The sequence below is a fragment of the Bacillus cereus group sp. BfR-BA-01453 genome, from assembly GCF_022662915.1.
GTDB lineage: Bacteria > Bacillota > Bacilli > Bacillales > Bacillaceae_G > Bacillus_A > Bacillus_A paranthracis.
Genome location: NZ_JAKUEN010000006.1, coordinates 252,165 through 276,270, shown reverse-complemented (window position 1 = coordinate 276,270; position 24,106 = coordinate 252,165). Strand labels below are relative to the sequence as shown.

Sequence of the window (24,106 nt, the reverse complement as noted above, 5' to 3'; positions counted from 1 at the left end):
CACATACTCCTTCTTAATAGAACGATAGAATAATAAAGTGCAACTTTAAGCAGCCCAACTCCCACCTAACTTCTTTGCCCTAGCCAAATTTTGAGATGGGAGTTTTACTGCCCGCAATAGTGAGATAACTCCTTTTCACTTTAAAATGAATCTCCCACTCCTATATTTCTATTGATTCTTCTTTTCATTCCCTTGCTGGTGGCCTCTATTCTCTTGTTGAGATCCCCTACCATTGTTTCCTTGCTCGTTTCCAACATTTTCTTTTTGGGATCCTCTTCCATTGTCACCTTGCTGATTCCCATTATTTCCTTGTCGAGATCCCCTACCATTGTCACCTTGTTGATTCCCATTATTTCCTTGGGGTACTCTTCCGTTGTTTCCTTGCTGATTTCCATTATTCCCTTGTTGGGATTCTCGACCGTTGTTTCCTTGCTGATTCCCATTATTTCCTTGGGACCCTCTTCCGTTATTTCCTTGCTGATTCCCATTATTCCCTTGCGATCCTCTTCCATTGTTCTCTTGCTGGTGCCCATTATTCCCTTGCGATCCTCTTCCGTTGTTTCCTTGCTGATTTCCATTATTCCCTTGTTGGGATTCTCGACCGTTGTTTCCTTGCTGATTCCCATTATTTCCTTGTTGGGATCCCCTACCATTATTCTCCTGCTGATTCCCTCTATTTTGTTGCTGAGATCCTCTACCATTGTTTTCTTTTATGTGCTTCGTTGGCTGTTCCTCTATTTTCTTTTGTTCTTTATGCTCTGGCTTCTCATGTTTTTTGTCTTTTACAGAAGACAAATCTGGCGCTACATCAGGAAATGAATCCGGCTGCGATTGCACCTCTTCTTCGTTTTCTACCGGATTAGACGGCGTGGCGGGCGGCGTAACCGATTTGTTCTTCTCATTCTCTTGCTTTATATAGACACCTGTGCCCATTCCAGCTTTTCTAGCATTCTCTCGTACTTGCATCGTGCTATTTTGATATTCGACTGTAATATGTTTTAGCTCATATTCTTTCTTTAATTCTTTCATTGCCTTTTCCAACTGTTGTTCTAACGACTTGTCCTTTGCAACAGCTGTTAGCATAACTTGCTTATCATTCGTTAAATACTTATCCTCTTGACTCTGCTTTATAATTGTACGTATTACTTCTTGCAATTGTTCATTTTCCCATTGCTTCAATTCTTTTAAAATACGTCTTCCATCATCATTACAAGCTTGTAAATCTATAACGCGAAGATCCTTCGTTACGCTCACCTCTAAACTTGGATTTATATCAACTGAGACGTAAGCAAATACTTTTTCTTCCGGTTGGTTGTAGAAAAATAACAGCGCACATAGAAAACAAGCAACAAGTAATGATGCCGGCTTTAAGAAATAAGGGATTGAAAAACGCGATGCTTTTTGTTCTTGCTCATCAAATGAAATTTCCTCTCCAATCATGCAAGAATCCCCTTTTCTTTTACACGTAATAAACTCTCCATTTGGCGTTAAAACAACTACGCTATGTTTTTTTATATCCATCACAATTCCTTTATTCATCATGCTTCCCTCCCCTTATATAATCAAGAATGTATGTATAGTTGTTTGCGAAGATAATACACATTGCAATGATATATTTTCTATGCCGCTCCAACGTTTTACGACTTACCCTAACACGCGGTTCAATATGTTTAAGCGGTAACTTTTTCTTCCGGAACAGCTCCTCCATCATTTCCTCTTCTTTTATAATCATCTTTACAATTTCTATTAAGTGTTCACGCGTATCACGATGCTTAGGAGATTCTTTAGCAAGCTCTGAAAATGTGATTTTAAACTCAGCTAACACACTTTGAAAATGGAGAATTTCTTCCTTACGGTTACCATTTTCTATTTCCTTCATATACTCCGTAAGCGATACTTGCATTTCTAACATTTCCTCTTGCTCATCTTCTTTTAAAAAGACAAGGTTATGCTTAGACTCCTTGCGTATATAGTCAATTACATCTCTTTTTATAAGAAGATCAGCAAACGCTAGAAAAGATTTCCCTTTTTTATATGAATACTGTTCAATTGCTTCGTTAAACGCAAACAATCCAATACTATATTCATCATCCTGTTCTGTAATATATCGGCGGCAGACAGACGAGATCGATTTTCTAATAAACGGCTGATACTGTACGATAAAAGCTTCTTTATCTTCTTCATTATTTTGTATGCTACATACGATATCTTCTATTTTCGGTTTTCTTAAGATCTTCATTACTAAACTCAACACGGGTAATCTCTCTCCCTCCTTCTGCTTGAAATAGAAAAATGGTCACTAAACAAGTGACCATTCAACCACATTTTCTTTAGGCTTGTCTTCTTGTTGTTCATATTTTTCAAAGCCAACTTTTCTATCGTTCTTACAGTTAGGCTTACATTCTACTCTACTTTCTTATTTTCTTCCGCTTGTTTTGCTTGCTCTGTTTCTATTTTATCTGCAATCCTTGAATAACTCTTCTCTATATCATTGGTAATTTCACCCTTTTATTTCGGATGCCCCACTTAATCTAGTAATTTTATTAACACGTCAGTATTCTTTCATAATCAGTTTTCTTCTATTTATTTTCTTCACTATACATATTCGGAGGAATATAAAGTTTTATGGGGGTCAAAAAATATTTTTATAAAAAAATAGATATTTATTTCAAAAATAAAAACCATTGATTTGAAAAAGGACTAATCAAATTGATGGTTTTCTTATCATATCTATTAAATTAAGTTAGGCTCTCATTATGTATAAGAAAATCTGCTGTTCTCACTATTTCCTGCCGCTTTTCTCCATCGTTATCTTTCTTGATTATCATAATATGTCTTATCTGCATACTTTTGATCATTTCCTTTTAGATAAGCTAATATTACTTTTGGATTTTTAAGTAAGGCCCAGTCTCCATATGTATCAAATCTTCTGCATGAAGTTATCATTCCATTTTTAATGGTACCGAATTTCTTATTATTTCGTTTTCCCCATTCTTTTAACCGTTTCGCGAAATCTGCATCTTCTGCCATAAGCATGTTTTCATTAAATCCGTTAATTGCCATAAAATCTTTTCTATAACACCAAAAAATCCCCACAGATATAGCTCCGTACTTAAAAAGTAAGGGAATTATAATTAGAATTGCAGAAAAGAATATTCCAAAAGACATTCTTTCGAACTTCCCATTCACCCCACCACCAATATATTTACCTGAAGATAAATATTTATCTACATTAGATAACAAAGACTCTGTCATTATCGTATCAGCATCTATAGTAACGATTATTTCTCCACTAGCTATTTCTGCCCCTGCATTTCGGATTTTAGATAAGTTTTTATCTTCATTTTTTAATGTAATACAATTATAAGATTTTGCTATTTCCTCTGTTTGATCTGTGCAACGATTTAAAACAACTATAACTTCCGTTTGTTCTTTATATGCCTCTGATGCTTTTGCAATTGAATCCAAACATTTTCTAATGTACTTTTCTTCATTATGTGCAGGGATTATAATAGAAAACTTCACATCTTTTTGTAAATCGCTTCCTGAAGATTCGTTTATTTCAGTCATGATATTCCCCCTTATTTTAGATAAATATCTGTTATACATAACATATATTAAAATTGATTAAGTTTTATTATAAAAAGAGTACTTAAAACAATATAGACATATTATTTTAAGTATAATAGGGCTACTATTAAGCTAACAAAACAAAAATTGACGTTGTATGAGCTTAACTTGTTTGCGAAGTGTTAGTCCCCTATATAAAAAAACCACAGTTTACACCCAAACTGTGGTTTTTTGAAGTACAAGGAATTACATGAATCATAAGTCACCGTCTAAATTGTACTCCTCATTTATCAATCTCTGTATCTAGTTTTTTAACTCTGTAACAGATGCAAGGCTAACTTCTTACAATATGAAACCAAGGCAATTGTTTAACATATGTATCGCTATGACATATGCAAGGGATCTTTTAGAAATTAGATAAGCAATAGTAAGTATCACCGCGCCTGGTAAATAAAATGCATAATCAGAAAGCTGGTTCGTATGAAGGAATGTAAAGATTAGAATCGAAATGATAGATGCAATAGCAGTACCAATATAATGTGAAAAGTGATTTATTAGAATATGACGAAATATAATTTCTTCAAGTATTGGACCTAGAATACCAAATACAAGCAATGTAAATATAAGAGGTACCTCCGCACCTGCTTCAAGGAGCTGTTCTTGGTTCTCTGGCTGACCAGTTGCTAGAAAATGCATAATAGAACTCTCAATAATCACCATAAGTAAAACCACCATAGGAATACTTACTATTTTCAAAATTGTTTTCTCTTTAAAATAAGTAAAACTTTGAATGATTTCTTTCCTAAAGAAAATTATTCCTACAATAGCAGGTACAGTAAAACCGATGGCACTAAGAAGAAATTCTGATTCAACTAAATTGACATTAGTTAAAAGTGATATGCCAAATAATATGAACAAGCTAATTTGAAATGGTACAAACAGTGTAAAGATTACTAACATAATAAGTTCTTTTTTATTCATTTTTATAAAGTTCATTTTATTATCCTCCTAATTAAATTACCTACAATCTTTGATTTTTCTTTCTTCATAAAGTTCTCCTTCCAAATATATTCATATAAGTTAACAGACCGAACGGTCCGGTCTGGAATATAATGATACTATAAGTTTCTAGTTTTTTAAACCCTTTTTACAAATGATTAATAAAATAGAAAAAAGAAAATATATTTATAACTCGCTTTCTTATTTACAATCAAATTCCAGTACTCATTAATTATTTCTTTTATAGAATGCAGTGATCAGGCCTTTACCTACAAGAACTGCGAGGGGTATTATTGTATAAGAAGTGAAAGTGGGAGTAGTTCAAACAACTTAGCTAAACATATTGATAAAGATTATATATAATACTCATATGTCTATGCACTAAAATTAACTATATATTTTTACATCCTCTACGATTTTAGGTAAAATTAGTTGTCTAACATGACTAAATTAAACAATTGATCATGTTATTTTTGACAGAAAATTCATTTAAAAAATATAAATAATACAATTTGCTTAACCTCTGTCCAAACTGTATTGTTTGCGGTTTCCATAATATAGGGATTGATAATATATTTTGCTTCACACTTATTTATACTTACAAAAAATAGAGGGTAAACATTACCTGGGATATTAAGCTCGTTTTTATTAGGAGGACTACAAAGCATGACTAAAGTTGATACAGTAAAAGAAAAGATTATTGAAACATCTTTATATTTATTTAACACTAATGGGATAACTCGCACATCCATTCAGGATATAATGACAGCCACTGAACTACCGAAAGGATCTATTTATCGTAGATTCAAAAATAAAGAAGAGATTGTTCTTGCTGCCTACGACAAAAGTGGTGAGATTATGTGGAGCCATTTTCATAAAGCAATGGAAAATAAAAAGACAGCAATCGATAAAATCCTTGCAATTTTCCTTGTATATCAAGATGCAGCTCATAACCCCCCTATTGCTGGAGGCTGTCCATTGCTTAATAGCGCAATTGAAAGTACTGGCGTATTTCCAGAATTACAAAAAGCAGCAGCAAAAGGCTATGATGATACCGTGATGTTAATGGCTTCTCTCATAAAAGAAGGAATAGAGAAACAAGAACTTAAAGAAGAGATAGACATTATATCGCTCGCTTCTTTCCTTGCCTCTTCAATGGAGGGCGCTATTATGGCAAGTCGTGTATCTAACGATAATATACACCATCATTATTTTATTGAACAAATAAAACATCATCTTCTCTCTTATTCTAAATAAGTAAGAACTTGCATTGTTTTTATAGACTTAAATTAGATACCGCTCTCATAAACAGTATGTACTGTTTATGAGAGCGGTATTAGTTTTTAGCAAATATAGCTTTTTAACACTGTATATTGCCCATCTATTTTTCACTTTAAAAAATATCCACTTTGATGTCTTCATTTAAAGAATTATCTATCTCCTTTTTCCTACAGATGGACAAAATATTGGGCACTAAATGAACTTTCCCAGAAGTAAAGTTCTAAAAGTAACCTATCCATAGGGCTACTAAAACTACTACTAACAAAGCAAAACAAAATGTGATATTTCGAATCCACTTTTGTATATCATGAAAATACTTTTCTATAAATGCGGTATAAGTAGAAAGCATAAGAAGTAGCACAATGAAAGTAAAGGACCCCAATTTATCGTTAAATTTTTCATTAGTAAATGTGCTTACATGGAGGAAAAGAAAAACAAATGTTACTATGAATAGCTCAAATAATCTTTTTTTATTCACTCCGTCACCACCATACAAAAATCACCTTTTATTCCAGTTTATTAGAACATAATATGTAGTAGTATATGAATAATATATTCATGTCAAAAAAGGCTAACAATTCAAGATTGTTAGCCTTTACATTCCTTAATGCGGCCTTTTAAAATTTAACAAGCGAATAGATTCTTACTCCCAGACCATATACTCCTTTTCAAATAACAAAAAGACCAATAAATAAGTGACCATTCCTAAATTGATTTTCATGTCTGGATACCTAACCATTTTCGTCATTACTTTTCCTCTTCAATTTAAGATGATTTTTTCCACTCTATTAAAAATTTCCCACCATGTTCTTCTGTTTTAACTTTCACTTTATATTTATCATCTTTAGAGACTTTAAGAATCTTTTCATCCTTACCATTATCAAACTCTAATATTGTCTTATCATTTGAATCCACAACATAAGCAACTACAGTTCCTTTCCTTGTTGTTTCATCAAAAGAAAACACCCAATTCTCACCTTTTTTAACTTCCATGTCGCGACTTGCGGAACCAGTAAACTCTCTGTAGTCTCCCAATATTCTATTTGAAGAACTTTTTACTTTTCCACCAACAACTTTTCCTTCTCTAGAAGAACATCCACTGACAATTAATAAACAACAAGCTAATAACATTATACCTTTTAATATTTTCAATATTAACTCTTCCTTTACTAAAAAAATAAATCATACTAAAATGGCTATACTTGACTGGAAATATATCGAAATCAATAAACAATTATAGTTATAATTTATCTTTTTAAATCTTCACTCAATTTGATTTCCTCATCATTAATATATCCAGTAAAAACAATTTCCGATACATGTTCATGATTAAAAAATAAATTATATTCAGTTGAAATATTACCAATTGGATAATAACAAGCTACATAATCCCACTCTTCTTTAGTTTTAGAATCCATTTGCTTTCTACCATATATCATTACAAGTTGTTCCCAACTTTTAAATCTTACAACTGAGCCAATAGGTAACAATGTTTCCTTCTCTACCTCTGTTTTCACCATATCTCAACACCTCATTATTTAATAAAAAATTTACCGATTTTATATAAAATAAAAAAACTAATAGGAATTGTAATTAAGTATATTAAAGAAAAAATAATTTTTTCTTTAATATTATAAGTAGCATCAAAAAATGTTAATATTATAGTTCCAAAAAAACAAATAATAAAAAGAACTGTTAAAATTTTCTTTAAACCTTCTACTGTCATTCAATACTCCCCTTTATTTTACTTCTACCTCAAGAGCTGTGCCAACAAGACTTGCTCCTGGCCCCCAAGGAAGACTAATCTTAAATCCACTTGATCCAGCTTTCACTGAACCACCAACTTGTCCAAGTGTAGCTGCCCCTCCAATATGTAAATCATGATCTGTAAACGGAATAGGAAAATCTATACCAGTTTCATATTTTGCTAAAGACGCTTCTGCACCAAATTCGATATTAGTTTTATCTAATTTAGCTGATAACTCTACATTCGCCATACTTAAATTTGATTCACTTTTTATTTTTTTACCATCACCAAGGTCTTTTGAAACTTCAAAACCTACTTTAACTGTGTTATATGTCGCACTCGCTCCGGCTATTGTCCCTGCCTTTAATTCTCCACCTAAAGCCTTAGCTGAAAAGGGGCCGCTTTCTTCCTCATACATATACTTCGAATTTTCCTTAGTACTTAATACATCAGTTATTTTTTGTAATATCCCATTATCACTTGCACCATTACCAGCCGACATATTCTTTGCATTCCCTAAATTAACACCTTGATTATCAACTGTTTCAAATTTAGTTGCTATACGAATTAATTCTTCTTCAATTTTCTTTAAATGAGTAATATAAGATTCACAAGCCTTATTTAAAGTTGGTAATTCATTAAAAAAACTCAAACTTGATGCCCCTATCCACCTAGTTTGCAAATTAAAAAGTTCATTAAGTATTTTATTATGCCTATCTTTAGCTTCCCCTTGAGCATAACTAAAAGTTTTCGCTCTATTTTTTAGCTCTTCTGGAGTAATTTTTATTTCTCCCATTTATATTCCTCCCCCAATATACTACTTTTATATAATTGGGGATTTTTCAAAAAAAATCAAGATGTAAATAGCAATATGTTAATCTATTTTTTATTTTCAATATAATCACACTATAAAACTGCACACATAAATCCTATTTTATTCTTTAACATTATAACACAATCTTTATATAGTAATTCCAAGAAAGAAATACACGCTCAATTCTTTTTCCAGAATTATGTCGATCGTTTCATAGCATAAAGGTATTATACCGACAATCGTTACATTAAGAGGAAAAGAAATAATTAAAACACGGAAAATCTTCCCGTTCTTTTCTAAATATATATTATTTCAAAAGATTTATTTGCCACTGAATACCAAGCTAATGGTACATTTACCCTAACTGACGTTTAAATGCCCTACTAGCAAAGAAGTAACCGACGCACCAAGCAAGCTTGATCCAAATATCATTTCCAACAAACCTTTCATATAAGAGAGCACGAATCGCCTTCACGATTGAAGTTACAAGCTGGTTCTCGGCGAACGCACAAACAATTATTGGCATAGTTTCGGTAGGAACAAAGACTGAACTGATACAGACTAGAAAAGTTAGCGCGTACGAGTAGACTGTCGCTCCTCCCATAGAATTCGCTGTCAGTCCTGGAACGATAGTCCACCATGTTAGCGCTGGAACGGACGCCCATTAAAAGTGCAACGGGGATAACCACCACGATAGTACGTACATTATCAACAAGTGAGGTTAATACGTTTGCTCATAATACTGCTGATATAAAACATAAGAAATAGCACAAAGAAAGTAAAGGATCCCAATTTATCGTTAAATTTTTCATTAGTAAATGTGCTTACATGGAGGAAAAGAAAAACAAATGTTACTATGAATAGCTCAAATAATCTTTTTTTATTCACTCCGCCACCACCTTACAATAATTACCTTTCATTCCAGTTTATCAGAACATAATGTGTAGTAGTATATGAATATTATACTCACGTCAAAAAGGCCAACAATTCAAGATTGTTAGCCTCTACATTCCATAATCATATCTTTTATCACTTTACTTCCTAACAACCGGAATCCACATTTCACCAAACACTAAACCGTTTCTTTTCCCCATCTCAACCGTCGTATTTGGTCCACCAACATAAGCAAACTCATTTGCATCTGGTAAAGCCTGACCGAAGGCGATGCCAGTAAGCTTATTACTTAGCTCTTCAGCTGTTTTGTCTTCCCCTTTTACTACTAAGTATTCTCCCTTCGGAAATTGGATTACTCTAGATTCTTCTTCTATTTGTGCTTCTGTCATGACACCCGCATAATACATCATCTTGTTATTCACCGCTTCGCTCACAGAAAAAATGTAATCATTTGTAGCTAGAGCTTTTAAAGTGTCCAGCCTTCCATCTTCTTTAACAGCCGACCAAAAGTCTTCCTTTTCTTTTTTTATTCCAACAAAATCTGTATATTCACTCTTAATTTCAGTTCCAATACCTAACACAATAAAGCTATCTTTTTCTTCAATCGTATAATTTTTCATATTCAAAACCTTCCTTCTTTTAAAATAAATCAAATGATTTATCTTTTCATCTGATGAGTTTATAATAACTTTAAATCATGTCAAAAAATGATACTGTTTAGGAGAACCAAATGAAAAAAGTTGAACGGATTAATACAATTATGCGGTATATCAACAACCGCTCCCACTTTACAATTTCAGAAATCATACGAGAATTTAACATATCACGATCAACAGCTATTAGGGACATTAGAGAAATAGAAGCTATGGGCATGCCACTTGTTGCTGAAGTTGGGAGGACTGGGGGATATTTTGTTATGCATAACTCTATCCTGCCCGTTGTTCGCTTTACTGATAACGAAGTGAAAGCTCTTTTTATTGCCTTTATGGCTACAAGAAATCAACAACTTCCCTATTTAAAAAGTCGTCAATCTTTAGCCGAAAAACTGTTAGGACTCATCTCAGAAACCCAGCAAGATGATATCGTTCTTTTAAATCAACTCTTGCTTTTTGAAGGGACTAACCCACACAACCCTGATCTACTTGAGCTTTCTGACCTCCCCCATCCGATGTTAGAAAAACTCATCCAAATCCTTCTTTTGGATAGACATTTATTGATTTCCATTAAAGAAGAGAAAGAAATCAAGTCTTATTCCATTTATCTATTACACCTGTATCAAGAAAAAAGTCAATGGATCATTGAAGGGTTTGACTTAAAAGAAGAAAAGAAGAGGATGTTTCCTGTCGATCATCTCATCCATATCGAACCATACACGACGAAAAAAAAGCTAAATAAGAAAAAGATTTTAGAAAAACTAAGTAAGAAGGATGAAGCGATTAACCTTGTACTTGAACTTGGTCCAAAAGCAATTGCCCAGTTCAAAAAATATCACCCTTTCAAAGTTTCAATATCTTACACAAACCCTTACCAATCCACAGCCATTTTAAAAACATTTATCAATGTTAACAATTCCGATGAAGTGACAGAGATAACAAATTGGCTGCTTTTCCTAGGACAAGATATTACAATAAAGGAAATGCCTAAAGAAGTATTAAACGACTTACAAAAGCGGTTATGTTTATACTCTCCATAAGCAGTAATCGGTTAAACCTCAAAATATTGAGTTTCATTCGTTACCAGGTGACCATATTTTTAAATACCTAAGGAAAACAGTGTATTTGCTATCAATGCTGAACGAACCTTCTAGGAATAATACAACAAAAAAGGTGTGAACTAATTTTTAGTCCACACCTTTTTATATTAGAGTTTACTATACATACATTAAATTGCTTGTTTAAGATTTGAATGTGGATTTGGTCCATACTTATTCTCACCTTCATCACTTTCAATGATACAAAACACAAGTAGAACCGCTCCTCCAAATGGCACCAAATTTAATAGCTGCCACCATCCTGTTTTTCCACTATCATGTAATCGGCGAGCCTCCACCGCCAGAGTAGGAACGATGAAAATTGCTATATATAACAAGGTAATGTTGGCTCTTAAGTAAAAAGCAGACGAAGAATAAGAGGCCAAATATATTAATGACCAAAACGTAATCTTATTAAATAAAGTAAAAATCCAGTATTCTTTTCTCGTAGCTCTCCCACTAAATTTCGCATAGTTTTTGAGAGTATATAAATACCATCTCATTTGAACCTCTCCCTTTTCCCTCCCCTAAACAATGAGGTTATACATTATATACCTTATAAGTATAAATATAACATATTTAACCTCTATTTTTGTATAGAATATTCTGTTTCTTTTTAAGTTATTTTTGTGAAGCGTTACATACCATACTTCAAAGCATGTGTATTCGATTTATTATTCTCCTATTTACTTTAAAACTACTACAATTAAGCGAAGTATAAATGTATGATTAAAGCATGGAAAATCTTCCCGTGCTTTTTCAAAAATATATATGATTTCGGACGATTTATTTCACTTACCCTAACTGACGTTTAAATGCTTTACTAGCGAAAAAGTAAGAAATGATCATGATACCTACGCACCAAGCGAGCGCAATCCAAATATCGTTACCAACAGTTCCTTCATATAATAAAGCACGAATCGCATTCACGATTGAGGTTACAGGCTGATTCTCAGCAAATGCACGAACAATTTTTGGCATCGTTTCAGTAGGTACGAAGGCTGAACTAATAAATGGAAGAAAAACGAGTGGGTACGAGTATGCTGTCGCTCCTTCCATAGACTTCGCTTTCAGCCCTGGAATGATAGCCAACCATGTTAGCGCCAATGTAAACACCCCTAGTATCCCAGCTACTGCAAACCAATCTAGCATATTCGCACTGGAACGAAAGCCCATTAAGAGTGCAACAAGAATAACCACCACGATAGTAAGTACATTAGCAACAAGAGAGGTTAATACGTGAGCCCACAATATCGATGAGCGCTTAATAGGCATCGTAATGAAACGTGCCATCAGCCCACTCTTTACATCCGTAAATAGTCGAACGGAAGTGTAAGCTACACCGGATGCGATAGCCATTAGCAAAATTCCCGGCAATAAATAATTTACGTAGTTTTCCGTTCCTGTTTGTATTGCGCCGCCAAACACGTAGACAAATAATAGCATCATCATAATCGGTGTAATCGCTACCGTAATAATTGTATCCGGACTACGCATAATGTTACGCATTAAACGACCTAGTAATACCCCTGTTTTGCTTTTCATTTACATCTCCTCCTTTTTACCGATAATAGCAAGAAAAATCTCTTCCAATGTCGGCTGCTTCTCGATATACTCCACTTTAGCTGGTGGGAACATCTCTTTCAGTTCAGTAAGAGTACCTGTCGTAATAATTTTTCCGCCATGTAAAATAGCGATACGGTCCGCCAGTTGTTCTGCTTCCTCCAAGTACTGAGTCGTAAGCAAAATCGTTGTGCCGCTACCAGCAAGTTCCTTCACCGTATCCCAAACTTCAATCCGCGCTTCAGGATCAAGCCCTGTCGTTGGTTCGTCAAGAAAGATAACTGCTGGCGCCCCAATTAAACTCATCGCGATATCAAGTCGGCGCTTCATCCCGCCCGAATACTGATCTGCTCTCTGATTAGCCGCATCAGTCAGGCTAAATCTTTCAAGTAAATTGTTAGCGACTTGAGCGGGATTGGAAACACCACGTAACTTGGCGATCATTATCAAGTTTTCTTTCCCCGTCAACATGCCATCTAAAGCTGCAAACTGTCCTGTCAAACTGATACTTTGACGAACATGATCTGGTTGGCGATTGACATCAAATCCGCAAATACTTACTTCACCGCTCTCTTGCTTCATTAGCGTCGAAAGGATATTGACCATCGTCGTCTTTCCCGCTCCATTTGAGCCAAGCAGCGCGAAAATTTCGCCACGCTGCACTTTAAAATCCACTCCCTTTAAGACTTCTTTATCTTTAAAAGATTTTTTTAATCCTTTTACAGAAACCACTGCATTACTCATACTTTTTCCCCCTTATAAAATTAAATTACCTGCACCCTCTATTTAGTACCACTGATAATCCGTAGTACTTAGTAGTGATTTAAAAATATAACTGAATAGCGATGGCGGCAATTCACATTTGTAACCAGCTAATCAGTCGGTATTACGTATTGCATTTATTTTTTTCTCAATTTCTTCATAATACTTTCATTCAAATCTTCACGATACTTAGAAACATACGTTTTAGCGTTTGCCACTAGTTCGTCAGCAAAAGATGCCACATCTTCCCCAGTAATATCTAGCACTTGTCTGCCTTCCGCTGCACCAGCTTCAAACAAATCAATTAATTCGTACTGAATGTGCAGCATATCCATCCCGTTTCCGGTCGAAAAATTCCACATGTAATTTTGAATTTTCTTAAACACAAACTGATAGTCTTCTGGCAGTGCTGCAACACGTGCCATCATCATTCTGTACTCTTTTTTATCACCAATTAATTTTTTGAATATTTCTAACATATTATTTTCCTCCTTTTTTATAAAGCAGAACAAGAAACTCTCCAAATATGAGCCGAAACATTTTATATTATGAGGCTAGTTTGACTTCAAGACGTTAATTTTTGAAGATACAAAATCCCATTTTCTCCAAAATAATTCAAGCTCCTGACGACCAGCTTCATTTAATGAATAAAACTTACGAGGAGGTCCCATATCTGATGGTTTCTTTTCAATATTCACAAGCTTTTTCTTCTCTAGTCGTACGAGGATGGTATAAACCGTTCCTTCCACAACTTCGGTAAATCCAAGATCATTCAGGTGGCGAGTAATCTCATAACCATACGTTTCACGGCGGCTAATGATTTCCAGTACACACCCTTCCAGTGAACCTTTCAACATTTCAGTTAAATTTTCCATATCCTGATCCTCCTTTACCCCCTATTCTGTCTGACTTATATTCAGTATCACAGAGTACTAAGGCGAATTTTTACTGAATAGCTTTTGAGTAAAACCAAACTATTCAGTATTACTTATTACAACTACATTGTATGACTAAGTAGCGGTACATGTCAACTGATTTTCAAATTTCTTCTAAAATCCGCTATTACCTATTATTTAGTGAAAAGTTTTTTAAGAAACAACACTACTCAGTATCACCTATTACAACTACATTGTATGACTGAGTAGTTGTAAATGTCAACTCGATTTTTATATTTTTCTAAAATCAACTATTACCCACCCCGATAAAAAAAGAAAATACCCCAAAACAATAATTCTATATTTTTGTTTTGGGGCGCTATAATCTAACTCTTCTTCTAAATAAAACAATTCATCCTCTTGTTACGATAACATCATATCCATATCTTCTGCTGCAGTTGTAATTAATTTTAAACCGAATGTTTCTTGTAATACATCGAGCACGCCAGGTGAAATAAATTCAGGCGCCTTTGGACCGATGCGAATATCTTGAATACCAAGACTAAATAGTCCAAGTAAAATGGCAACCGCTTTTTGTTCAAACCATGATAGGACAATACTAACTGGCAGTTCGTTCACTTCACATTGGAAAGCATCTGCTAAAGCAGCCGCTATTTTCACTGTAGAAATTGAATTATTGCATTGCCCTAAATCAATGTAACGCGGAATCTCTGTACCAGGTACAACACCATAACTCACATCATTAAAACGGAATTTCCCGCAAGAAGTTGTTAAAATAACCGTTTCTGGCGGAAGTGACGTTGCTAATTCACGATAATATTCTCCGCCTTTTCCTGGTGCATCACAACCTGCGATGACAAAGAAACGCTTAATCTTCCCTTCTTTTACTGCCTCAATAATTTCAGGAGCTAATGATAATACTGTATTATGATGAAACCCTGTTACTAACTGTTCATCCGAATCCATATGTACTTCTGGAAGTTCAAGTGCTTTTTGAATCAATGGTGTAAAATCATCATTTTCAATTTTTTGTACGCCCTCTAGTCCTGCAATATCATATGAAAAAAATCGATCAGAATACGATCCTTTAATTGGCATAACACAGTTCGTTGTCGCTAATATGGCACCTGTAAATTTTTCAAAAAGACGTCTTTGATCATACCATGCCTTACCGATGTTTCCTTTTAAATGTTTATATTTTTTCAGCTGCGGATACCCGTGTGCTGGTAACATTTCCGAATGCGTATAAATATTAATTTCTTTTCCTTCTGTTTGTTTTAATAATTCTTCTAACGCAAATAAATTATGGCCTGTAACTACAATAGCTTTACCTTCTACACGGTTTTGTGTAATTTGAACAGGCTCTGGAACACCAAAGTGATTCGTATGCGCCTCATCTAACAACTCCATTACTCGTAAAGCTGATTTCCCAACTTTCATAGCCATATCAACATGTTCTTGTTCATTAAAATTAGAATTGGTTAATGTCATATACAGTGCTTCTTGCGTCGTAGCATCTACAAAAGCATCCGTATACCCTAGCTGAGCAGCATGCGTACGATAAGCAGCAATTCCTTTTAATCCAAACACAATCGTATCTTGTAAACTCGCAATCGTTTCATTCTTACCGCAAACACCAATTACTTTACATCCGCCTGTTGGCGTTTGTTCACATTGATAACAAAACATGATCATCCCACCCTCTCCCAATCATTCCTTACAATCTAAGCATAATACCCATTGAGGAAAAGGGATGTGATATCAATCACAAAAATATATAAAAATTTGTGACAGTTCACATTGTTGACATAATATTTTTACTGTATCCTGATATTTATACTTGCACTTGATTTATTCGCATCATATATCGGCACACTTTTGAAAATTTTTCCTTACTGATGGTACAATTAAAGTTATGGAGGGAGAATATGATATATATGATGTTTTATTACGGAACACTATTTCTTATACTCGGTATTGCAGTATTTCTGTTTATTATGGCTGGATCACGAAAAATTAGGAATAAAAATCTTTCATTCGTATTGATCGGATTAGGGATAAATATACTTGCAAGTCCAGTAGCATTTTTTATAGGGGTGATGGCGACAGATTCTCCGTATAGTACGAGACTAGATTTCTGGAAAGGATTTCTCTTTATTCAAGGAATACCTCTTTTCTTACTACTTATAACTTTCATTTGGTGGCTTATTCGCCCGCCAAAAGTAACAGTTCAAACGAGTATTGAAAAAGAACTTGAACAAAATAGTAAAAGCACTAAGAAAAAAACGACAAGAGGACGTCTCATTACTGCCTTACGTATTGTAATTCCAATTATTTTAGTAGTAGGCTGTTTGTCTTACATTTTGTATTTACAGGACATTACACTTGAAAAGAGTCATTCTCCAAATAATAAAAATACGATTAAAGTAGTGAAACTAGATTCAGACTCTTCTCTTGGTCCCGCTCCCGTCAGAATTAAATACGGTTTATGGGAACATTTTGACACAAGTATTGCAAATGACGGGGAACGTCTCGACTCCTCAGATGTTTCCGTATATTGGAAAAACGATTATGAAGCAACGATAACACTACGAGGAAAAGAATCCGTACCTGAAGTTGTGGAATTTAACATATCAAATAAATCCAATGGTCCTGTTTTTAAAAAGGTACAAAAAGTGGTCAGTTCCTTTACCTTTCAAAAAAGTGAATCTCCAAACTTAATAAATATTATCGAGCTTAGAGAAACAATAAAATCAAAAGGACCAAGTACCACTTCAACTGTAAGAATCTATTATGGGAAAAGAGGTAGCATTTTAGAAAAATATAAAGAGGTCACCCTTAAGGAAATGTATACGACAGACAACTTCAATATCAATTGGATAAACGATGAACAAGTACAGGTAGAAGTAATAGAGGAAAATGTAGTAACAACTAGCCTCGTGATTGATGTGTCAAAGTAAGTTTTTTTCACATGTTATAACTGTTTGCTACCTAGCACTTGAGAGATACATAGTATTTACAAACAATAAGATTTATTGACATGATGAGCCCCTTCTTTATTTACAATACATTTACATTATCTTAACATCGTTTACATTATTTATATGATATATTTATATAGAATCTACTTAATAAATTTCATGTACATTGTTATCTTTATAATCTCTGATTTAATTAATAAGAGATTATGTTATATTTTCATATCAGGGGTGAATGAGGATGACTGAAACTTTAAAAACACTTATAATGCTTGATGCTACTTACGTTGTTATAGCAATTATGACAGTACTGGTATTTGTATACTTGGAATTAAAATCTCAATAACGTATGCAGGCTTCGCATTTAAATATAGTTAGAAGAAAGCGAGGAGAAAATTGTTTCTCCTCGCTTTTTTTATTTCAACAAATCCAATGTATGTAAAAGTAATCCTCTATCCCCTACTTCTCCATGACCAGGCACTACTAAATTTATATTTCTATATCGCTTCAGCACATTTTCAATCGATGTGGACCATTCATTTACATAAGCATCAGCAACGTTTCCTAAATCTTTCGAGGACGCAGATTTAACTAAACAGCCTCCAGCTAAAATTTGATATTGTGGCAACCAAACAACAATATTATCTTCTGTATGTCCCTTCTCTGGATAAAATGTTTCTACTTTCATATTTCCAAACTTCAACTTTGTAACGGTTTGTAAATCTCCAAGTGGTTCTTCATATCCATTTTTCTTTGCTAGTTCTGCAGTTAACGCTGTACTATGCGCTTTAATGCCTCTTTCTTTCAATGTTTTCATTCCACCAATTCGATCAGCGTGTGCATGTGTAATAATGACATCTGTTACGCGCTTCTTAAATTTCTTTTCTACCATCTCTATTAATTCCTTCGTTAACTTATCATCCCAAGAAGAATCGACAAGTACTAACCCTTTAGAAGTGGTAAGAACTAGACCGTTCGAAGGAACTGCTTCTCCGTTAAAATAACCTAATTCCGTATGAATCCATACATTTTTGTTTAACTGAGAAATCGAAATAGTTCCTGTCTCATTTTTTATTACTTTTTGCTCTACCGTTCGTTCTGCTTGTACAGAAGAAATTGTACTAACAAATTGCGTTGTTCCTAGTAAACTAACACATACCCCTAATTTTAATAATGTATTTTTCATTTTCTCCACCCTTTCTTTCAAACGAAATATTTATTACCTATATTAGACAATTCAGCTCAAATGTTTGTTCCATCTTTACTTGCATATTTTTTATGTATTTAACAAAAAAAGTGTACAACATGTTGTACACTTTAAAACTTAATCTTTCATTCCATAATTCTCAAACTCTTCCTCATTCCCATAAAATACATTTAAATCAATATACTTTTCTTTTCCATTATAACCATTTAATCTCCCGCGGTTCGTGTATTGCCAAAACGTCCATTTCCTCTCATCAGATAAACTCGGTTTTGTAAAGACACTGCGAATCCATATATCACATTGAAGATACGCATTCTTTATATACAAATCATATGCCTCTTGAGTTGCATACAATATTACTTTCTTACCGTAATGTTTTTCTAGCATTTCAATCATGACCGACAACTCTTTCGTAACATCTTCACGCTTAGGCGGATTATCTTTTTTGTTAGCGTAAAACTCAACATCAATTACGGGTGGCAGTGCTTGTTTATATTTTGGAACATTTCGTATAAATTGCTCTGCTTGTGTTTCACCCTTACTATCAAAACTAAAAAAATGATACGCTCCGACGCGCATACTTGTTTTATTCGCATTCGTCCAATTTTTAGAAAAGTACTTATCCACAAACGCGCTTCCTTCAGTAGCCTTTATAAACGCAAACTTCATATTTTGCTTTTCCAACTCTCTCCAATCTATATCCCCTTGATATGACGCAACATCTACACCTTTTATTTCATACTTATCCGCACTTATTTGATTCGGAATGAATATACCCTGAAAAACTAAGTAAGCGACAACACTCATTACACTAACTAAGATAAAGATTCCTCTTATAAAAAGCTTCTTTTTCACTAGTATCCCCCATCTTTACACATTAATACTCCACTTACCATTCACGTTTTTTATTTATCCTCATTTTTTCTTCAAATGCTTTCTCCAAATCAATTTCTAACTTATTTGCTAAATCACATACATTCCAAATGACATCAAACATTTCTAAACCAATCTCTCTTTTCGAATCTTGTATTTTATCACGCTTTAATATAACTTCCGCTAATTCACCTAATTCCGCCATTATATACATTGCACGTTCTTCAATTGTAGTATCTTGAAATCCTTTTTCTTTACTGAAATTTAATACATATCTCTGGAATTCCACAATATTCATACTTAATCCCCCTTCATAATAAATACTCCGTTTTTCTATTACACTTAAATCTATTTTGTTAAATTATAACATTCATACTATAATTTATTTATAACTCTTTAACGGAGGTGTTTTCAATGACTCTCTTCGCTTCTCCATCATTATTCATACTTGCAATCATTTCATTTGCACTAGCCTATTTCATCGGAGTTAAACAATACACTTGGCTCTTATCAGGATTCAATGAACGCCGTGTACCAGATAAAGTGAAACTTTAATCAGTGGGGGGTCTTTATCCCCCACTGATTATTAGTTGAACCAATCGGGCTTTTATGGGCAGTTGATCTCCCACCTAACTTCTTTGCTTTCGCTGAATTTTGAGGTGGGGGTCTTACTGCCCATTAAAGCGGGATAAAGTGAAGTTATCAAAAATAGTTGGTCTTTATAATTTAATTGCCGGTGCTATTGCCACAATTGGTAGTGTCTTCACTACTCCTAATGTCAAAATCTTAGTTCCTATCATTATAATTGGACACGTTATAATCGCTGCTTATGTAAACACACGTATGGTGCATTGAAAAAAGATCACCCAAATGGATGATCTTTTTTATAATTTATCAACATACTGCTTCGCTTCTAATAAGGAAAAACCAAAAGCTTCTCTTACTCTCTTAACTGCTGTAACTGTTTTTCCTTCTTCCATAAGCTGGCGCAACTCTTTATTAATCTCAGGTTCTCTATCTACAATTCCCATTTCTTTCGTAATTAGCTGTAATCTATCTTCCATCCTCTTTAAACGTGCATCCGTCTTCTTTTCAATTTTATTTAACTTTTCAACGATATAAATAAACCCAAAGATCGCTATCGGTATGATCATCCAAAATTCCATGACTATTCCTCCTCACTAGCTTTCATTTGTTTTATTTAACTAACTTATGTAAATTTTACCACGAAACACATTTAATGTATAATAGTAATATACAACACTTTTGATAAACCTTTTATTTCAGGGGGACACTTAATGAAAAGATTTTTAAATACGCTACTACAATTTGTAGTTCTTTCAATTGCACTACATGTATTATTTGATATCGTTGGCTGGCTTGTTTTCAATGCGCCAATTCAAAACAAAGTAAGCATTATTTCCTTTATTACAGCCTCATGGCTTATGTACATGTACCGCGATAAATTTTTTAAAGCATTCACTTCGAATTAACTAAAAAACTTCATCGATAAAAGATGAAGTTTTTTCTTTTCTCTCATTCTCTATATAACATTTTTCGCAACAATTTTTATATGTTCTGGTGCAATAATCTCCGTTATACTTTCTTGGAAATCTTCCTGCAACATTTCTTCAATATGTTCCAGCTGCACTTCAACATGTGTGCATTCTAAATTATGTATATTTAAAAGTGCATAATGATCTTTTTTCTTTATTACTAAATATTGATTTTCTTCTGTTACAAGTACAGAACCTAATCGTACTCCTAGTAGGCGTTGATCATCAAACTTCACAGCCATCCCCCCTTACTTTATATGTAATAAAATAACATTTTATGTAATCTATTCTTTATAAACTATATCACAATTTATTAAAATATAAATATCATATTTCTTTTTCCTAAAAACCCCTATTCTTTTATATATTTCGATACAAAAAACTTTCTCAACATAAAATTAGAATTTTCAGTTTTTATTCTTTTGAAAATCAATTATAATAAAGTTAATAAATGTTTGACCTCTCCTAATTCATGTACATATGGATGATCAGTAGTCGCTGCTACTGATCTATTTTTTTGATTTCAGAAAGTACATACGCCGCATCCTTTCCTACACCACAAATAAGTGCAGAACCTCTTTGAGACTGCCATGGCAAGCCGATATAATACAATCCTCCTACTGGACTTATCCCCTTTACATGATTGGGAAGTCCATTCTCATTCACTGCCTTTTCAATTTCAATCCATTTATAATTCTGAATAAAACCTGTTGACCATATAATACTTTCTGCACTATATGTTTCACCGTTCTGAAACATAATGTTATTTTCTGATGCACTTACTACTTTTTCCTGTAGTTGTATTGCTCCATTACGAATGAGTTCCTTACCTTCAAATCCAAAAATAGGATCTTTTCTTTTCTGAAACCATTTCCCCCTCTTGGTACTAACTTCAGCATACAATAAACCTAATGTTTCTAACCAATTAAAAATGCTTCTTCTAAAAAGACGTAACGGTAAAAATGTTAAAGGATGGCTGATAGACATTGTAACTTCATGAGTTTTTGCAAGTTCTACTGCAATTTGCATTCCTGAATTCCCGCCACCTACTACGAGTACTTTCCCCTTAGGAATTTGTGATGGTGATTTATATTGTGATGAATGTATTTGAAAAACATGTAATGATAGATTTGCTGAAACTGAGGGAATAAACGGTTGTTGAAAACCACCTGTTGCGATAATAACTTTTTTCGTTTGTAAAATTTCTGTAGGAGTATGTAATTCGAATATATCTCTTTCTTTTTTTATTTTAAAAACTTCAGTTTGCAATTGGATTGGTAATTGAAAATGTCTTGCATATTCTTCTAAATATGTTGCAATTTCATCTTTATATGGAAATTCATTTTTTTCATCTATTAACGCCATACCTGGTAAACTACTGTAAGACCGCGGAGTAAAAAGCTGTAAAGAATCATATCGATTTCTCCATGAATCACCAACTCGATTTCCTGCCTCAAGTAATAAAAAATTATACCCTTCTTGTTTCAAGTAATATCCCATTGTTAATCCAGCTTGACCCGCTCCAATAATAATTAGGTCTTTCATTCTAATCCCTCCTCTTCTCAAATATATGAATACTTGTTCATATATTCATACGTTTCCATAATCATAACATTTTATTTTTATATAATTCAATATGTACTCAAAATAAAAAAGAGCAGTTTACCATAAAGTAAGCTCCCCTTCATTCTATCTTCCCAGTCTTTATCGCCTGTGCCCAATCATGCCTTTCAAGTTGAGTAGCTAACCGAGCAGCTTCTTCCCAATTATACGAAACTGAAATTTGTTCAATTATCCATTCTCCCAAAACCTCTTCTATCACTACATATTTTGCATGCGGAGTTCCTGATTCCATTTTATGCACAATGGGTAATTCATCTTTGTACGCTGGAAGTCCTACACTCCCTGGATTTATTATGATTTTTCCATTTGCTAAATAAACAACTCTAGGAATATGTGTATGACCACATACTATTATTTTTTGTTCTATATTTTGGAGTTGATCCATTATATTTTTTTCACTCTTTAATACTGCACCATTCTCGTCCATCTCTTCTAGTAAATACACCTCATCTGAAGTTGGCGTACCATGACAAAATAAAATATCGTCTACAATATATTGTGAAGGATGTTGTTGTAACCAATCTATATGATTTTCTGTTAATTGATTTTGGACAAAAGTTAGTGTAGCAGACTGCCCTTGTATAGGTTCCCAAAGCATGCGATCACAGTTACCCTTAATATGTATCATCTCGTTCTTCATCAATATTTCAATTGTCCCTAAAGGATCTAACGGCCCATACAGGCTATCCCCTAAGTTTATTATCATTTCGGCCTTGCGATGTTTAATATCTTCTAATACTGCTTTTAATGCATGACTGTTCCCGTGAACATCTGAAATTATAGCTATTTTCATCTAAATCCCCACTTTACTATATTATTTATAAACATCTGCCGCCAATTCTCTCAAAACATCCACATTCACTACTTCAAAGCATCCATCGTTCTTTTTTATAATCTCTTTATCACAAAAAATATTTAATGTGCGCAATAAATGCCGATAACTTGTCCCTAACAATTCCGCTGTTTCCGTTAAATTCCCACTAAATACAATTCGATTCCCATGCTGCACAGCTCGTTCTCCCGCTGCTAACATGTAACTCGCAAGTCTGTTTTCAAGTGGATATAGCAAATTAATGGTACTATTTTTTGAAAGTCGGTTTAATTTATGAGCTAATGATCCACAAATACATCGTAAAAATTTCGCATCATGAAATAGTTGATTTCTCACTTTTCCTAAAGGCAAACCAACACAATATGAATCTGCCATTACTTGTACGTTTGAAGCCGTCTTTTGAGAATGAATTAACTCCACATCTCCTAACAGCTGCAAACTATCATAAAAGCATAATAATACAGATTTCCCGTTACTTAATGTATTAAACGCTTTTGCTTTTCCTTCAACGAAGAAAAACAAATAATCTATCTCTTCATTTTCTCTACAAATAAACTCATTCTTTTTAAAAAATATAAGTTCCATATACGGTTTCATATCATTACTAAAAAAGGAGTCAATGTTATTTTGTTTCATATACTCTGCTAATTTAATTGAATTACATATTTTCTTCATAGTCCCCCACCTTTACAACTCATCCCCATTGTAATCAAAATTTTCTTCCTCCACTATGACATATGTCATAGTAATACACAATTTCA

Annotated in this window: 30 protein-coding genes and 2 pseudogenes; 6 read left to right on the top strand and 26 right to left on the bottom strand. The window is 33.7% G+C overall.

Annotation, left to right across the window (positions count from 1 at the left end):
- Positions 1–168 precede the first annotated feature (168 nt).
- The 4 genes from MR070_RS15310 to MR070_RS15295 form a co-directional block, all read right to left on the bottom strand.
- Positions 169–1,542: an anti-sigma-I factor RsgI family protein gene (locus MR070_RS15310; protein ID WP_242261568.1), complete on the bottom strand. Its 1,374-nt coding sequence runs from the start codon at positions 1,540–1,542 to the stop codon at positions 169–171.
- Positions 1,532–2,254 (bottom strand): RNA polymerase sigma factor SigI, encoded by a 723-nt coding sequence (sigI, locus tag MR070_RS15305; RefSeq protein ID WP_014481722.1) that lies wholly within the window; start codon positions 2,252–2,254, stop codon positions 1,532–1,534. Before sigI ends, MR070_RS15310 begins: the two co-directional genes overlap by 11 nt.
- A gap of 554 nt (positions 2,255–2,808) precedes the next feature.
- Positions 2,809–3,570 carry a glycosyltransferase family 2 protein gene (locus MR070_RS15300; protein ID WP_000136097.1) on the bottom strand — a complete coding sequence of 254 codons (762 nt, stop codon included), beginning with the start codon at positions 3,568–3,570 and terminating at the stop codon, positions 2,809–2,811.
- 342 nt (positions 3,571–3,912) lie between these two features.
- Positions 3,913–4,566 (bottom strand): CPBP family intramembrane glutamic endopeptidase, encoded by a 654-nt coding sequence (locus MR070_RS15295; protein WP_242261567.1) that lies wholly within the window; start codon positions 4,564–4,566, stop codon positions 3,913–3,915.
- A 669-nt stretch (positions 4,567–5,235) separates the two neighbouring features.
- Here MR070_RS15295 and MR070_RS15290 point away from each other — a divergent pair.
- The gene (locus MR070_RS15290; RefSeq protein WP_000169671.1) at positions 5,236–5,826 is read left to right on the top strand and encodes a TetR/AcrR family transcriptional regulator; all 591 of its coding nucleotides are present in this window, start codon (positions 5,236–5,238) and stop codon (positions 5,824–5,826) included.
- 244 nt (positions 5,827–6,070) lie between these two features.
- Here the strand turns inward: MR070_RS15290 and MR070_RS15285 are convergent, their stop codons facing one another.
- The 8 genes and pseudogenes from MR070_RS15285 to MR070_RS15255 form a co-directional block, all read right to left on the bottom strand.
- Entirely contained in the window at positions 6,071–6,328 is a 258-nt protein-coding gene (locus MR070_RS15285) for a DUF3963 domain-containing protein (RefSeq protein WP_001036211.1), read from the bottom strand.
- A 287-nt stretch (positions 6,329–6,615) separates the two neighbouring features.
- Positions 6,616–7,005, bottom strand: a complete 390-nt coding sequence (locus tag MR070_RS15280; RefSeq protein WP_242261574.1) for a hypothetical protein — start codon at positions 7,003–7,005, stop codon at positions 6,616–6,618.
- A 92-nt stretch (positions 7,006–7,097) separates the two neighbouring features.
- On the bottom strand, positions 7,098–7,370 hold the full coding sequence (locus MR070_RS15275; protein WP_044793257.1) for a DUF4176 domain-containing protein: 273 nt from the start codon (positions 7,368–7,370) through the stop codon (positions 7,098–7,100).
- A 14-nt stretch (positions 7,371–7,384) separates the two neighbouring features.
- Positions 7,385–7,576 carry a hypothetical protein gene (locus tag MR070_RS15270; RefSeq protein WP_000215399.1) on the bottom strand — a complete coding sequence of 64 codons (192 nt, stop codon included), beginning with the start codon at positions 7,574–7,576 and terminating at the stop codon, positions 7,385–7,387.
- Between the two features lie 13 nt (positions 7,577–7,589).
- On the bottom strand, positions 7,590–8,393 hold the full coding sequence (locus tag MR070_RS15265; protein ID WP_074603433.1) for a WXG100 family type VII secretion target: 804 nt from the start codon (positions 8,391–8,393) through the stop codon (positions 7,590–7,592).
- A 373-nt stretch (positions 8,394–8,766) separates the two neighbouring features.
- Positions 8,767–9,145: pseudogene (locus tag MR070_RS27235) on the bottom strand (ABC transporter permease); the annotation flags it as partial.
- Positions 9,120–9,299 carry a hypothetical protein gene (locus MR070_RS27130; protein WP_074603431.1) on the bottom strand — a complete coding sequence of 60 codons (180 nt, stop codon included), beginning with the start codon at positions 9,297–9,299 and terminating at the stop codon, positions 9,120–9,122. The pseudogene MR070_RS27235 and the gene MR070_RS27130, both read right to left, overlap by 26 nt.
- Before the next feature lie 146 nt (positions 9,300–9,445).
- Positions 9,446–9,925 carry a GyrI-like domain-containing protein gene (locus tag MR070_RS15255; protein ID WP_000801044.1) on the bottom strand — a complete coding sequence of 160 codons (480 nt, stop codon included), beginning with the start codon at positions 9,923–9,925 and terminating at the stop codon, positions 9,446–9,448.
- Between the two features lie 110 nt (positions 9,926–10,035).
- Here MR070_RS15255 and MR070_RS15250 point away from each other — a divergent pair, with 110 nt between their 5' ends.
- Positions 10,036–10,998, top strand: a complete 963-nt coding sequence (locus MR070_RS15250; protein ID WP_138321488.1) for a helix-turn-helix transcriptional regulator — start codon at positions 10,036–10,038, stop codon at positions 10,996–10,998.
- A 188-nt stretch (positions 10,999–11,186) separates the two neighbouring features.
- On the opposite strand, the gene MR070_RS15245 is transcribed toward MR070_RS15250, so the two are convergent.
- From MR070_RS15245 to hcp, 6 genes are all read right to left on the bottom strand, one after another.
- On the bottom strand, positions 11,187–11,558 hold the full coding sequence (locus tag MR070_RS15245) for a DUF805 domain-containing protein (protein ID WP_001267895.1): 372 nt from the start codon (positions 11,556–11,558) through the stop codon (positions 11,187–11,189).
- 292 nt (positions 11,559–11,850) lie between these two features.
- Entirely contained in the window at positions 11,851–12,600 is a 750-nt protein-coding gene (locus MR070_RS15240) for an ABC transporter permease (protein ID WP_044793261.1), read from the bottom strand.
- Complete coding sequence (locus tag MR070_RS15235) at positions 12,601–13,362, bottom strand: ABC transporter ATP-binding protein (protein ID WP_139895150.1); 762 nt, start codon at positions 13,360–13,362, stop codon at positions 12,601–12,603.
- A 155-nt stretch (positions 13,363–13,517) separates the two neighbouring features.
- Entirely contained in the window at positions 13,518–13,859 is a 342-nt protein-coding gene (locus tag MR070_RS15230) for a DUF1048 domain-containing protein (RefSeq protein WP_000889650.1), read from the bottom strand.
- Between the two features lie 75 nt (positions 13,860–13,934).
- Positions 13,935–14,255, bottom strand: a complete 321-nt coding sequence (locus MR070_RS15225) for a PadR family transcriptional regulator (protein WP_000429484.1) — start codon at positions 14,253–14,255, stop codon at positions 13,935–13,937.
- 423 nt (positions 14,256–14,678) lie between these two features.
- Positions 14,679–15,965, bottom strand: coding sequence for a hydroxylamine reductase (gene hcp, locus MR070_RS15220; RefSeq protein WP_014481723.1), 1,287 nt, complete (start codon positions 15,963–15,965; stop codon positions 14,679–14,681).
- 239 nt (positions 15,966–16,204) lie between these two features.
- Here hcp and MR070_RS15215 point away from each other — a divergent pair, with 239 nt between their 5' ends.
- Entirely contained in the window at positions 16,205–17,236 is a 1,032-nt protein-coding gene (locus MR070_RS15215) for a hypothetical protein (protein WP_242261566.1), read from the top strand.
- Between the two features lie 433 nt (positions 17,237–17,669).
- Here the strand turns inward: MR070_RS15215 and bla2 are convergent, their stop codons facing one another.
- The 3 genes from bla2 to MR070_RS15200 all read right to left on the bottom strand — a co-directional run bounded on the left by bla2 (position 17,670) and on the right by MR070_RS15200 (position 19,632).
- Complete coding sequence (bla2, locus tag MR070_RS15210; protein ID WP_242261565.1) at positions 17,670–18,440, bottom strand: BcII family subclass B1 metallo-beta-lactamase; 771 nt, start codon at positions 18,438–18,440, stop codon at positions 17,670–17,672.
- A gap of 138 nt (positions 18,441–18,578) precedes the next feature.
- A complete protein-coding gene (locus MR070_RS15205) occupies positions 18,579–19,316 on the bottom strand; it encodes a glycoside hydrolase family 25 protein (RefSeq protein WP_138321478.1) in 738 nt (245 codons plus the stop codon).
- A 34-nt stretch (positions 19,317–19,350) separates the two neighbouring features.
- Positions 19,351–19,632, bottom strand: coding sequence for a MazG nucleotide pyrophosphohydrolase domain-containing protein (locus MR070_RS15200; RefSeq protein WP_001028119.1), 282 nt, complete (start codon positions 19,630–19,632; stop codon positions 19,351–19,353).
- A 116-nt stretch (positions 19,633–19,748) separates the two neighbouring features.
- On the opposite strand from MR070_RS15200, the gene MR070_RS15195 reads away from it, so the two are divergent.
- Complete coding sequence (locus MR070_RS15195; protein ID WP_139303960.1) at positions 19,749–19,889, top strand: DUF3784 domain-containing protein; 141 nt, start codon at positions 19,749–19,751, stop codon at positions 19,887–19,889.
- Between the two features lie 132 nt (positions 19,890–20,021).
- A pseudogene (locus MR070_RS15190) lies at positions 20,022–20,189 on the top strand (DUF3784 domain-containing protein); the annotation flags it as partial.
- 29 nt (positions 20,190–20,218) lie between these two features.
- On the opposite strand, the gene MR070_RS15185 reads toward MR070_RS15190, so the two are convergent.
- Positions 20,219–20,500: a hypothetical protein gene (locus MR070_RS15185; RefSeq protein ID WP_000397700.1), complete on the bottom strand. Its 282-nt coding sequence runs from the start codon at positions 20,498–20,500 to the stop codon at positions 20,219–20,221.
- A gap of 132 nt (positions 20,501–20,632) precedes the next feature.
- Between MR070_RS15185 and MR070_RS15180 the strand changes: the two genes are divergently transcribed.
- A complete protein-coding gene (locus MR070_RS15180) occupies positions 20,633–20,827 on the top strand; it encodes a hypothetical protein (RefSeq protein WP_000819652.1) in 195 nt (64 codons plus the stop codon).
- A gap of 50 nt (positions 20,828–20,877) precedes the next feature.
- On the opposite strand, the gene MR070_RS15175 is transcribed toward MR070_RS15180, so the two are convergent.
- The 4 genes from MR070_RS15175 to yeiL all read right to left on the bottom strand — a co-directional run bounded on the left by MR070_RS15175 (position 20,878) and on the right by yeiL (position 24,020).
- Positions 20,878–21,126 carry a hypothetical protein gene (locus tag MR070_RS15175; protein ID WP_000666946.1) on the bottom strand — a complete coding sequence of 83 codons (249 nt, stop codon included), beginning with the start codon at positions 21,124–21,126 and terminating at the stop codon, positions 20,878–20,880.
- A 265-nt stretch (positions 21,127–21,391) separates the two neighbouring features.
- Positions 21,392–22,435: a flavin-containing monooxygenase gene (locus MR070_RS15170; protein ID WP_242261564.1), complete on the bottom strand. Its 1,044-nt coding sequence runs from the start codon at positions 22,433–22,435 to the stop codon at positions 21,392–21,394.
- Between the two features lie 139 nt (positions 22,436–22,574).
- Positions 22,575–23,306, bottom strand: a complete 732-nt coding sequence (locus MR070_RS15165; protein WP_138321470.1) for a metallophosphoesterase family protein — start codon at positions 23,304–23,306, stop codon at positions 22,575–22,577.
- A 21-nt stretch (positions 23,307–23,327) separates the two neighbouring features.
- On the bottom strand, positions 23,328–24,020 hold the full coding sequence (gene yeiL / locus MR070_RS15160) for a transcriptional regulator YeiL (RefSeq protein WP_046647724.1): 693 nt from the start codon (positions 24,018–24,020) through the stop codon (positions 23,328–23,330).
- Positions 24,021–24,106 lie beyond the last annotated feature (86 nt).